13 protein-coding genes are annotated in these 12,467 nt (G+C 50.7%); 10 read left to right on the top strand and 3 right to left on the bottom strand.

The window, feature by feature from the left end:
- Window positions 1-239: 239 nt before the first annotated feature.
- From P4S53_RS05925 to P4S53_RS05895, 7 genes are all read left to right on the top strand, one after another.
- On the top strand, window positions 240-638 hold the full coding sequence (locus P4S53_RS05925) for a DUF2170 family protein (RefSeq protein ID WP_337111846.1): 399 nt from the start codon (window positions 240-242) through the stop codon (window positions 636-638).
- A complete protein-coding gene (locus P4S53_RS05920; protein ID WP_337111845.1) occupies window positions 635-1,324 on the top strand; it encodes a PspA/IM30 family protein in 690 nt (229 codons plus the stop codon). The genes P4S53_RS05925 and P4S53_RS05920 overlap by 4 nt, the downstream gene beginning before the upstream one ends.
- Before the next feature lie 65 nt (window positions 1,325-1,389).
- Entirely contained in the window at window positions 1,390-2,418 is a 1,029-nt protein-coding gene (locus P4S53_RS05915; RefSeq protein WP_337111844.1) for a potassium channel protein, read from the top strand.
- 17 nt (window positions 2,419-2,435) lie between these two features.
- Window positions 2,436-3,071 (top strand): YjfK family protein, encoded by a 636-nt coding sequence (locus P4S53_RS05910; protein WP_337111843.1) that lies wholly within the window; start codon window positions 2,436-2,438, stop codon window positions 3,069-3,071.
- Window positions 3,072-3,114: 43 nt separating this feature from the next.
- A complete protein-coding gene (locus tag P4S53_RS05905) occupies window positions 3,115-3,531 on the top strand; it encodes a DUF350 domain-containing protein (protein ID WP_337111842.1) in 417 nt (138 codons plus the stop codon).
- Between the two features lie 11 nt (window positions 3,532-3,542).
- On the top strand, window positions 3,543-4,154 hold the full coding sequence (locus P4S53_RS05900) for a DUF1190 family protein (RefSeq protein WP_337111841.1): 612 nt from the start codon (window positions 3,543-3,545) through the stop codon (window positions 4,152-4,154).
- A gap of 474 nt (window positions 4,155-4,628) precedes the next feature.
- A complete protein-coding gene (locus P4S53_RS05895; protein ID WP_337111840.1) occupies window positions 4,629-6,527 on the top strand; it encodes a BCCT family transporter in 1,899 nt (632 codons plus the stop codon).
- Window positions 6,528-6,610: 83 nt separating this feature from the next.
- On the opposite strand, the gene P4S53_RS05890 is transcribed toward P4S53_RS05895, so the two are convergent.
- Window positions 6,611-7,129, bottom strand: a complete 519-nt coding sequence (locus P4S53_RS05890) for a lactoylglutathione lyase family protein (RefSeq protein ID WP_337111839.1) — start codon at window positions 7,127-7,129, stop codon at window positions 6,611-6,613.
- A gap of 98 nt (window positions 7,130-7,227) precedes the next feature.
- On the opposite strand from P4S53_RS05890, the gene P4S53_RS05885 reads away from it, so the two are divergent.
- On the top strand, window positions 7,228-8,112 hold the full coding sequence (locus P4S53_RS05885; protein WP_337111838.1) for a LysR family transcriptional regulator: 885 nt from the start codon (window positions 7,228-7,230) through the stop codon (window positions 8,110-8,112).
- A 41-nt stretch (window positions 8,113-8,153) separates the two neighbouring features.
- Here the strand turns inward: P4S53_RS05885 and P4S53_RS05880 are convergent, their stop codons facing one another.
- Complete coding sequence (locus P4S53_RS05880) at window positions 8,154-9,062, bottom strand: LysR family transcriptional regulator (RefSeq protein WP_337111837.1); 909 nt, start codon at window positions 9,060-9,062, stop codon at window positions 8,154-8,156.
- Window positions 9,063-9,177: 115 nt separating this feature from the next.
- Between P4S53_RS05880 and P4S53_RS05875 the strand changes: the two genes are divergently transcribed.
- Window positions 9,178-9,624, top strand: a complete 447-nt coding sequence (locus tag P4S53_RS05875; RefSeq protein ID WP_337111836.1) for an MFS transporter — start codon at window positions 9,178-9,180, stop codon at window positions 9,622-9,624.
- Window positions 9,625-9,653: 29 nt separating this feature from the next.
- On the top strand, window positions 9,654-10,412 hold the full coding sequence (locus P4S53_RS05870; RefSeq protein WP_337111835.1) for a hypothetical protein: 759 nt from the start codon (window positions 9,654-9,656) through the stop codon (window positions 10,410-10,412).
- 217 nt (window positions 10,413-10,629) lie between these two features.
- On the opposite strand, the gene P4S53_RS05865 is transcribed toward P4S53_RS05870, so the two are convergent.
- Window positions 10,630-12,462, bottom strand: a complete 1,833-nt coding sequence (locus tag P4S53_RS05865) for a CocE/NonD family hydrolase (protein WP_337111834.1) — start codon at window positions 12,460-12,462, stop codon at window positions 10,630-10,632.
- Window positions 12,463-12,467: the final 5 nt, after the last annotated feature.

Raw genomic sequence — 12,467 nt, 5'->3', positions numbered from 1 at the left:
ACCTTGTTTCTTCAGGTGCATATCACAAAATAACACCATAAAAGGTAAAACCCGCATTCAATTATGAGCAGAAGGGCATACTCAGTCGCTCATTTACCCTATATTAGAGCACTCAAATGCACCTTTCTGTTCCTGTCCTGTATCATCACCCGTCAGGAACTTCATCAGGTGGCAACAGTCGAATGCTTCTGTGCGACTGAATGACAGATTTATTTTCTCTTAATCTAAGGATGCTGACTATGTGGCAACTTTCCGATCTGGCTCCCCTGCTGTCTGACCATGACGGCTGGGCGGTCGATATTCAGGGTCAGGCGTTACTGATCCGTAACGAAGACAACATTGAAGCTTTTCTGGCGGTCTCAGGTGAGCAGATTCTGGTTGAAGTCTTATTATTTGACGCAGGACAGGTGAAAGACACCGATGCACTGAACCGTGAAATACTGCGCACCCATAAAATGTTCCCGCTCTCGACCATAGGGATCAATGCGATCAACGGCACTGACTACTATGTTGCCTTTGGTTCTCTGTCTTCCCAGTCAAAAGCAGAAAGCGTCGTGATTGAAGTCGCCACGCTTTTCCGTAATGTTGAAGCCTTTATTGATTTGTACCAGGACTTCCTCAAGGAGCAAACGGCATGAGTGTCTGGAAAAAACTATTCACCGCAATGAAAGGCGGTGCCAACGAAGCTGCAGAAGCCGTGGCAGACAGCCAGGCACTGCGCATTCTCGATCAGGAAATCCGTGAAGCCAAAGCGGAGCTGCGCCGCTCTGATGAAGCGCTGGTTGGCATCGTCGCCAAACGGAAACTGTCTGAGCAAAAAGTGGAAAGCTTTAATCTGGGGATCACCGAATACGAAGCCTATGCCCGGAACGCGATGGAAAAAGGCCAGCAGGACTTAGCACTGGAGTGTGCGCAGAAAGTCGCTACCCTGCGCAATGAGCAGCAGGCAGAACAGAGCTATCTGGATCAGTTCACGCAATCAGAGCAGACGCTGAGAACCAATATCGCTCAGGCCAAAGACAAGCTTCGTCAGTTAGAGCAGCAAGTGGATGTGGTGAAAGCCAATGAAGCGGTGCAAAAGGCGCAGTCTGCAGTGTCATCCGGTCATGTTGGTGCCAATGCCAAAATGCATACCGCGGCCTCGTCGCTGGAGCGTATCAAGCAGCGCCAGGCGGAAAAAGCCGCTCAGCTGGAAGCTTCTGCGGAAATGGCCGCCGAGCAATCTGGCAGTGCATTAGACAAGAAACTGGCCGACGCCGGCATTAAGAGCGGCGGCAAAGCCTCTGCCGAAGATGAGCTGGCACGCATTCTTGGTCGACAATAAGCGGTAATTCCGGGGGCTGAGGTCATTTCTGTGGCTGATCAGCCCTTCGGATTGAGGAGAAATGCATGTCTATCTGGTTGTTGGTCCGCCGTTGGGCCCATCAACAGTTCAATCAACTCAATGGCCGAAATCTGCTCATCACGCTGCTGTGCTATGTCGGCCTGTCCTGGCTGCTTCTTGAACTTGCCGGTGAGCAGGCGCTTACACACTCAATCACTCACTTTTTCTACTATCTGGTCGTGACGGCATCAACTGTCGGCTACGGTGATTATTCGCCGGAAACACTAGCCGGAAAGTGGGTGGTCGCCCTGTTCGTTATTCCGGGCGGTCTGGGTCTGTTTGCCATCGGGATTGGCCGCCTGGCGACGCACTTTATTGGCTATTGGAAAAGTGGCTTGCTCGGAAAACGGAGAATTAACGTGGAGAACCATATTCTGGTACTCGGCTGGAATCACCAGCGTACTTTGCACCTGATTAAAATGCTGCAGCACGAAGAACGACAGCGTCGTCACATTGTGCTGTGCGTGCGCCCTGAAATGGAAAACCCGCTACCGGGTGAAATTGACTTTGTGCGTGTGGTCAGCTTTACCGATACCACTGACATGGACAAAGCCGGTGTCAGCACAGCAAGCTGTATCATCATCGATAACGAACAGGACGATGTGACATTGGCCGCGGCACTGTACTGCTCAAGCCGCAACCCCGATGCGCATTTGCTCGCCTACTTCACGGATGAAGGACTGAGCGACTTGCTGAAATCACATTGTCCCAAAGCCGAATGTATTCCGTCCGTGGCCGTTGAAATGCTGGCCAAAGCCGCCGTTGATCCGGGTTCCAGCGAACTTCACCATGAACTGCTGAGTACCCACCATGGCATGACCCAGTATGCGGTACGCTTTCCTGAAACCGCTTCGCCGACCCAGATCAGCCGCCTGTTTACCTTGTTCAAAGAGGAGCACGAGGCGACTCTGATCGCGATTGATCGCGGGCAGGGTGTGGAATTGAACCCGCCGCTGGAGCTGGACGTCCTGCCCGGTGCCAACCTGTTCTATATCGCCGATGAACGTGTCCATGATTTCAACTGGCCGTCTTAAACCGGCAAGGAGTAGCTATGTTCGACTGGTTAAAAAAACGCAAACAACCTGACACCACTGAGCCGGCAGCCCCCGAGATCATCGGTCTTCGCTTAGGCGGAGCCTTTGAACTGGATGATTTAAAACTGCGTCTTACCGAACCGTCTCTGATGATTGAAGGGGCAGCGCGCACCCAGCTCATCCAGGCGGTCGGAGAAGTCTGGCTGGACGAACAAACCCGCCTGATACGCTATTACACCGATGACGAGGGTTTTGTGCAGGTGCTGGCCCACGGTGCCGGTGACGCCGATGTCAGCGAAGTAAAACTGTTTTACTTCTATGACAGCAAACCGGTTGATACGGACAGTGAATGGCAACATTTACTGGACAAAGGCATCGTCAAAGGCCAGTGGCAACTGGAAGACTTCACTTATCAACAAGTGTGGGAAAACAGTCGCCCTGTTGCGATGACAGAAAAAACCTGGCTGCAGAACGGGACGACCAGCGCGACCGATCAGTTTGTCATGTTATATGAGAGAAACGCAGAAGCCGACATGAAAGAAGTGGTTCTGGTGTCTGCAGAAGAGAAAATATTCAACAACAGAGCTGAGCGCAGCCTGGTGTTGAGCACAGGATTTGACCTCAGCCCGACAGATTTTAAACTGATTGGCTGAGTCAGATCATCACGACTAAACATTGATAATTTCAGGGATTTCCATGGATCTTTTGACACAATCACTCGCCGGGCTAGGCTCCTTTGTTGTTTATTTTGCGATTTCAATCGTGTTTTTAATGCTGTTCAAGTTCATCTTTGTCCGCATTACTCCCTACGATGAATGGAAACTGGTCAAAGAAGAAAAAAACACCGCAGCGGCCATTACCCTGTCCGGTTCAATTCTGGGTTACGCACTGGCGATTTCTGGTGCTGCCAGCAACTCAGTGAACTTCATTGATTTTTCTATCTGGGGTGTCGTTGCCTTACTGGCGCAGATGCTGGCCTATGTGATTGTCCGGATTGGTTTCATGCCCCGTATTGCCGAGCGCATTGAAGCAGGAGAAATCCCTGCCGGTCTGCTGATGGCTGCCACCTCAGTGTCAGTTGGCCTGCTCAATGCGGCCTGCATGACCTATTAAGGGGGACTGTCATGAAACGGACTAAAGACGTCAATCTTTCCGGTATGCGAAAGCAATGGCGCCCTTTCGCCATTGCGCCTGTGACCGCTGCCATTACCGCGGGATTGCTGACTGGTTGCAGCGATCCGCAGGAAGATGCCGTGATCTACCATACGGTCAATGACTGTAAAGATGACAACCCGGGCTATTCCGAACAGTGTGAAGCGGCCTATCAGAATGCGCTGAAGGAAGCGGAGCGGACTGCACCGAAATACAAAAACTTGCAGGAGTGTACCACTGAGTTCGGAACGAACTCTTGCATGAAGTCGTCAGAAAACAACTGGTTCATGCCTGCCATGGCCGGCTTTATGTTTGCGCGGTTGCTGGACAGTAACCGCGGTTACTACAGCCAGCCAATGTTCAGTTCCTACTATCCGGGCAGCCGTTATTACGGCCGCTGGACCACAGCCGATGGCTACGACTACGGTTCCTACCGCTATAAAAAGTCGAAGATCAAAGTCGGCCCGGAGCAGATGAAACCCAAGCCGACCGTCAGCCGTACCATCTCGCGCGGCGGTTTTGGCTCCAGTGCTGCAGCCAAATCCAGCTGGGGCAGTTCTTCCAGCCGGAGCTGGGGTGGATAATCTGGCCCGACTTGATCCGGAGCGCCTGTTGGCGCTCTTTTTTAGCCAAAAACTTACAGCTCAAAACAATCGCCCACGAATTTTTATCAAATCACTCAAATAGATGTCATTACCCTTAAAAAACAACAAGATAGATTATTAATTAGAGCTAAAACCTAAAGTTAGACCAAGATCACACTTTGAACACTAAGCAAAAAATTGATAATATCTCCCCGTTTTTCATAAGCAGAAAAATCTGGAATACCTGCTTAACAAGAGGTCATGGCGCAAAATTTTGCTTACATCATGGCCTATTTCACTGTCCGTTGAATTGATTTACATCAATTTTCACTAAGGCCTCTGCCACTATCATGGCGCCCCCTAACCGGACATAGCAACCGTAAGATTTGAAGGATTTATGGAAATTAAGTCAGATTTAAATAAACCGGTATTTTTTACCTCGGCAATTTTTATTGCCGCTCTCTCTTTATAGGTGTGATGTGGCCGCAAGCCATGGAAGCCTATTTTAAAAACATTCAAGGCTGGATCATCACTCAGGCAAGCTGGATCTATATCCTGGCTGTCGCTATATTCCTGATCTTCCTCATCTTTGTGATGTTCAGCCGCCTGGGCGATATCAAGCTCGGGCCCGATCACTCCGAACCCGATTACAGCTACAGCTCCTGGCTGGCGATGCTGTTCTCCGCCGGCATGGGCATTGGCCTGATGTTCTTCGGCGTCGCAGAACCTGTGATGCACTTCACATCCCCGCCTGTCGGTGATCCGCAATCGGTAGAAGCGGCACGTGAAGCCATGAAGATTACGTTCTTCCACTGGGGCTTGCATGCCTGGGGGATCTACGCGCTGGTTGCTCTGGCGATGGCCTACTTCGCGTACCGTCATAAGCTGCCACTGCTGCCACGTTCCGCCCTGTACCCTATCCTTGGCGACAAAATCTATGGCCCGATTGGTCATGTGATCGACATTTTTGCCGTGATCGGCACGCTGTTCGGTGTCGCAACCTCTTTAGGCTTTGGTGTGGTGCAGGTCAATGCAGGCTTTAACTACCTGTTTGATATGCCACAAAACACCACAGTTCAGGTCCTTCTGATTGCCGCCATCACCCTGATCGCGACGGTTTCCGTTGTTATGGGTCTGGACGGCGGCATCAAACGCCTGTCGAACATCAATATGTTCCTGGCTGTGCTGTTGCTGGCCGTTGTCATCATTGCCGGTCCAACCGCGCTGATCATGAAGTCGTTCGTGCAAAACACCGGCGCCTATCTGAGCGATATCGTGAACAAAACCTTCAATCTTTATGCTTACGAGCCGAAAGAAGATTGGATCGGCGGCTGGACACTGCTCTACTGGGGCTGGTGGGTCTCCTGGTCACCGTTCGTGGGGATGTTCATCGCCCGTATTTCACGTGGCCGGACAATTCGTGAATTCCTGGTGGGTGTCCTGCTGATCCCATCCCTGTTCGGCTTCCTGTGGTTTACCGCTTTCGGTAACACCGCCATCGACGCCATCATGAACCACGGTGCGGCTTATTTGAGCCAGGCCGTGAGTGACAATGTGCCCGTTGCCCTGTTCAAGTTCTTCGAACACATGCCAATGTCGACGGTACTGTCTGTCATCGGTGTGGCACTGGTGATCACTTTCTTCGTCAGTTCCTCCGACTCCGGCTCACTGGTGATTGATACCCTGACCTCAGGCGGTGCGGCTGAGCCACCGGTTTGGCAGCGTATCTTCTGGGCTGTGATTGAAGGTATCGTGGCCGCGGCGCTGCTGGCTGCCGGTGGTCTGTCTGCCCTGCAAACCATGACCATTGCCAGCGCCTTCCCGATCATGATTCTGATGCTGCTGTTCTGTTACTGCCTGTTCAAAGCACTGCGGAACGACTACATGCTGCAAAACAGTATCCAGACACACAACACCAGCGTGCAGTACACTCAGGCCAGTGTGAGCTGGAAATCCCGTATTTCAGCCATGGTGAACCATCCGAAGCAGGATGAAGCTGAGAAATTCATGACTTCAACAGCCATACCGGCGCTGACAAACCTGGTCGAAGAAATGAAAGTTCAGGGCCTGGCGGTGAAGCTTCAGGTGCTGGATGAGTCGCGGGTGCGGTTAGTGGTTGAAAAAGAAGAGGTGGAAGATTTTGCCTATGGCATTCGCCTGCGCCACTTCGCGCTGCCAGCCTATGCCAATGAATCGTATGACGATTACTACCGCGCAGAAGTCTTCCTGCTGCAGGGCGGCCAGCAATATGATGTGATGGGTTACAATCAGGAGCAAATCATTGCCGATGCCTTAACCCAGTACGAGCGCCACATGCACTTCCTGCATCTGGCAACCTCGGAAAACATTCAGGAAGAACCTGTCCTGTCATAAGGTTTGTCTGACTGACATAACAGCAAAAGCCAGCTTCGCAATGAAGCTGGCTTTTTTAATTCCACTCTCTGTTCCCCATCAGCTCACTGGCTGTAGGCGCCACTGGCGTAATGCAGTTCATAGCTGTGGCTGTAGATTTCCAGAATATTCCCGAACGGGTCTTCCATGTAAATCATGCGATACGGCTTCTCACCCGGGTAATAATAGCGCGGTGCTTTCATGCGTTTTTTCCCACCAGCTGCCACAATGCGCTCTGCCAGTTCCTCGACATTCGGGTCCTGCACACAGAAGTGAAACACACCGGTTTTCCAGTATTCAAAGTTATTTTCCGGCTGCTGCTGATTCTCAAACTGAAACAGTTCCACCCCAATGCGATCCCCTGTTGAGAGGTGTGCAATCCGAAACCGTCCCCAGCCCTCGCCAAACACATCGGTACACATTTCACCGATGGCGCTGTCATCTTCCACAATTTCTGTCGGAGACATGATCAGATACCAACCGAGCACTTCGGTGTAAAACTTCACCGCCGCTTCCAGATCCGGCACCGAAATACCAATATGAGAAAATGTTCTTGGGTAAGGCTGATGTTCGTTCGTTTTCATGGGGGAAACCCTCCTGTTGTTGAGAGCTTCACTTTAATTCGCCAAAATGCGAATTAAAAATTATCATTTATTCTTGTTTCCATCACGATTTGTTATCCATGAGACTCAACAGGCAATGGCTCCATACCTTCGCCACGCTGGTCGAGGTCGGCCAGTTCACTGAAACCGCTGCCCGGCTTCATATGACCCAACCCGGTGTCAGTCAGCACATCCGTAAACTGGAACAACAACTGGGACAGGCACTTCTGGTCCGGACAGGGAAAAAGTTTGAACTCACCCATGCAGGCACAGTGCTGTATCAACACTGCCAGGCTTTGAAGGCAGAAGAACAGCGCCTGCAACAGGCGCTGTTACAGGATAACCCGGAAGCCGGTCCGTGCCGGTTTGCCATGTCCGGTACGCTGGCCAATCTGCTTTACCCGCTTTTTCTTGAGCGCCAGCTTGCCCATCCGAGGTTGGGGGTGAGCATTGAGTCTGCGCCGGATCAGCGTGTGCTTCACCTATTGGAACAGGACGAGATCGATCTGGGTATTGTCACCGAGCCGCCTGCACCAGCGCGTTTTCACCGTGAGCAAATGGGTGAAGAAACCCTGTGTCTGGTTTTTCCTGCCGCACAGGATCAATCTGAGTTGTCGCCGGCGCTGCTCACAAAAACCGGGTTTATCGATCACCCCAACGCCCGCCGGTATCTCGACAGTGTGTTGCTGGATCTGCCGTTTTCCATGCCGAACGATTCACTGCCGGTACGCAGCTATATCAATCAGCTCAGCCAGATTTTACTGCCGGTTTCACTCGGCATTGGTTTTACTGTCCTGCCGGAAAGTACGATTTCAGAGTCGCCATACGCACCCGAACTGCGTATTGTGCACCGCAGCGTCAATGCCAGAGAGCCTTTGTATCTGGTCCGGAAACGCCATCGTGAGCTGGCCTCACGTTATCACTGGTTCATCGACTGTATCCGGCAAACACTGCAATCTTCCTGAGCAATCCGGACATGCCCCAAACGCGCTGCATCCAGCGCATTTCACTCAGTGCTCATTTGTTTTTGAAGGTGTTTTTGCAGGTGTTCAATGAAAATCGTGATCTTTTTTGCTAAATGTTTTCGCCCGGCATAGAAAGCGTAAAGAGCCAGAGGCTCAGGTTCAGCGTCTAACGCTACGTGCTGCAAGGTGCCTGCGTTTAATTCATCGGTACACGACTCCTCAGGCAATATCGCGAAGCCAAGACCTGCCAGCGCACCAAACTTAGCCATGTTGCCGCTGTTGACTTTAAATGACGATTTCACATGCTGCGTAAGCAGCTGACCGTTTGAATGTCTGAATACCCAGGGTGTGCCATTTAACGCCGTTAAGCTCGTGATACAAGGCAAGTGGTTCAAATCGGCCAGTTTCTCAGGACGGCCATGTTGTCTGATCAAGCCCGGTGCCGCGACCACAATGCTTCGCAGCCTGACGATCTCTTTCGCCACCCAGCCACTATCGGTTAATTTTCCTCGCTGATAACTCAGAATCAGATCAAACCCATCCAGTAAGCTCTCTTTGGGGCTCAGGCTGGTTTCACAAGATAAGGATATGGCTGGATGTTCAACACAAAAATCGACGACTGCCTTTGCGAGTACCGGAATATCCGGCATCAGGATTCTGAGCGAACCTGCTAGCGATTGAGCGTGCTGATTCACTTCTTCAAGTGCATCGTTCAGCGCCGCTAACAAGCCCCGTGTCGTCGCGTAGAGCTGCTCTCCCGCCTCGGTTGGGGTCATACGACGTGTCGTTCTTTCCAGTAACCGGGTATCGAGCTTCTCCTCCAGTAAGGCGACATGACGGCTGACGTTTGATGTGGGTAAATGAAGCTGTTCTGCTGCCTTTTTAAAGCTGTTGTGCTCATAAACGCAGTGAAAACTTTTCAGCCATTGCTGCTCGATCTGCTCAATCATTTATTATCCCGAATTGTTGGATTATCAAACCAATAAACCGCACTTTATTACTCATTCCGGGCGAATACAATCAAGTCTTTCATCGACGCTCCCCTCAAGACAGAAAGGCTTCATCATGATTACTTCATTTTTTTCGTCACGCCGCATGTCGGAATACAATCTCTTTATTTGCTTCATCATTCATTTTCTGGTTGCGCTTGATGCGTTAGTGATTGTGCCTTTCAGCTCGGTCATGGCCATGGAAGCGAAAGTTCCGGCATCACAGTCCGGCTATCTGACGTCTGTTTACGCTATTGCAGCAGCGCTGACTTGTCTGTTGATTCAAGGCTCGCAGGATGTGACTCGCGAAAGAAAGAGAATCCTTTTTTATCTTGCTGGGATTGCGATGACGACACTCATCACCTCAACGCTGGATAACTTTACTCTGTTGCTTTTGGCTCGGATAGGGACGGGATTTTTTGGCGGTGCATTGGCTGTCGTAAACCTGAATTATTTAATCTTGATCTCTGATGAACAGAAAAAAAGAAAAACACCGCAATATTGGTCAGTGCCTTTCCGTTAGCACTCGCGCTTGGTGTACCAGGTCTCCTCATGGTGTCCGCCGGCACTCACTGGCAGATTGGATTTCAGCTGTTAGGCATGGCTTTGATATTTTCTGCCTTGTTGTTTTTAATCGTTCATTTTGCGTCTCCAAAACCATTGCTGACATCAGGTTCTACGAAGAATACAAAGCAAAATACGTCAGTCAGCCCACTCAGAAATTACAAACCATTACTTTTCGCTGCTACACTGATTTTCACCGCCATTTTGAGCACTTTTATCGTTTCAACCCAATACCCTGTCATGCTAACGGTCAATCTTGCTATTTCTGAAAAACTTCTGAGTTTTTGTTACATGGCAAGCGGTCTGGGCTCTTTTGTATTCATTCAATATTACGCAAGAGCGAAAATGAGTGATGCTGCAGTTGGCAAGTTAATCGTCCGGCTTTCATTCATGATGGCGATTGCTGTGGGACTGGGTTTTCACACAGAAGTTGTCAATCTTGCCGCACTGGCCTTCGTTATTTTTATCATTGTCAGCTCTGCGCGAACGCTTATCTTAATTACCGAGTTAATCAGCGCTCTCACGCCACAAGATCGGGTGATTATTATCGGCCTGCAAAACGCTCTCCAGCATTTCGCGGTCGGTCTGGGCGGCGCCTTAGGGAGCCTGTTTGTTACTTCAAATTCGGATTTATCTGTCGACTTTTCAACAATGACGTATGTGGCAATCGCCCTCATTGCCTGCACGCCGGTGCTATGGAAAGGCAAATCATCGGTTACCTTTGATAAGGTAAATAATACGGGATGAGTCATATCCCCTTCTGAGAGTTTATGCTCCTGGGTATAACCGACAAAGACATAGCCTCGATACCCCAGCAAAAGTTTGTCCATTCAGCTAGTCTCATAATTAACTGTCTTTCGATACAAATTTGATTGCCCTGTCATCCAGCTAACCTGAATCAAAAAAGCCAGCTTCGTTCTCCGAGGCTGGCTTTTTATTGGCACCGGTTGAAGGACAGGTGCAATTACTGGGATGCAGACAACACAGACAACTCGATATACGAGGCCTTATCACCACTGCAATACACGGTATTGAGTGCTTTTCGCTTCAGAAACGCCTGCCCTTCCGGTTCCCCGCTGTTCGGATTGACATCAAACTTAGGGAAATTACTGCTGGCCACCTCAACCCGAATACGATGTCCTTTACGGAACAGATTGCAGGTGGCGAAGGGCTCTACGGTGATTTCTGCAATTTCACCAGCTATCAGCCTCGCTGGCTGTTCCCAGGCATGGCGATAACGACAGCGAAAAATACCGTCTGTGATATTCATGGCAAATCCCTGCGGATAATCTTCGTTGGCCGGATACACATCCACCAGCTTCACCGTGAAATCCGTGTCGGGTGCATCACTTTCAATAAACAATCTGGCACTGACCTCACCGGCGACCACGACATCAGATTCCAGCGGCTCTGTTTCAAACACCAGCACGTCAGCACGTGCTGCCAGTGGCAGGTTATCACCACGAGCACCAAAGAAGCGGCTGTCTTCCCTTTGATCAAACGCGCCCCCAACAAAAACCGGCTTGCCTGATGTCAATGCCCCACCGATTGTAGGGACCGGGTTATCCGGATCGCTGATATATTGCTTTTTCTCGTTAGGTTGCGCTGACGGTGACGTAGTTAACTGCCCGTTTTCACAAAAATAGAAACGTTGGGAACAGGTATTTTTCAGCGGCCAGCACTCTCCGGTGAGCCACTGCCCTCCATGCATGAGTCGCTGTTGATCATTTTTATTACCCTCACCGCCCCCCATCCGAAACAACCTGACCGGTGTTTCCTGTCTGTCGGTCGACTCAGTATTGTCCTTGAGCCAGCGCTGAAACCAGTCAATACGGCAAGTCAGCCAATCTGTATCTAGGTTGCCATCAAAGGACGCTGTGTTGCCAAATTCCACATCGCCGCTGAAGGTATCATTGCGGTCGCCGTGTAGCCAGGGCCCCATAATCAAGGCGGTTTGTGAACGGTTTTTCTCACTCAGTGCCTTGAAATTGTCCAATGTACTTTTGACATACACATCGTACCAACTGGACATGAGTAAGACCGGAATATCCGGAATATTAGCGTAATTGTCTATCGCATAAATTCCGGACTTACGCCAGTAATCACTGAATTCCCCTTTCGACCATTGCTCAAACAGATATTGTTCATAATCCGGATGATGGCGCAGCGGCGAATGGCCCGGCTTCCAGGGCATTTTCCTGAACCATTCAAGAATGTCTTCCTGTGCCAGTGCCGCTTTAAGTACAGGATCCGCCTCAGCTTCCGGGCTGCAAAGTGCTTGCCGGTATGCCCAAGTCACCTGCTTCATCTCGAACGCACCACCCTGCCGAATCCCACAATGATAGGCACTGGAGAAACCACCGGAATCCAGCACCATGGCTGACAGCCCGGGCGGATTCAAACAAGCCAACGCCATCTGGGTATGGGCTGCATAAGACAGCCCCATGGTGCCAACTTTGCCATTACACCAGCGCTGCTGCGTCAGCCAGACTAACGTGTCATAACCATCTTCGGCTTCATGAATGTACTTGGCAAAAACACCTTCCGAACCATATCGACCCCGGCAGTCCTGAAACACCACCACAAAACCGGCATCGGTAAATGCACGGGCCATCTTCTGTCGCCCTAGCCGTGTTCCGTCGAGATTAATCTCCGAACGGGACGGGGCCGATTTATCATACGGTGTCCGTTCCAGAACAACCGGCCACGGGCCTTCGCTGCCGGATGGTAAATACACATCGGTTGCCAGCGCAATCTTGTCCCGGGTCATCACCTTCTGATCGAGTAGGCTTTTCATCACAG

Source organism: Photobacterium sp. Hal280, assembly GCF_037162255.1.
Classification (GTDB): Bacteria; Pseudomonadota; Gammaproteobacteria; order Enterobacterales; family Vibrionaceae; genus Photobacterium.
The sequence above is the reverse complement of the archived record's forward strand: the minus strand, read 5'-3'. Positions and strand labels throughout refer to the sequence as shown.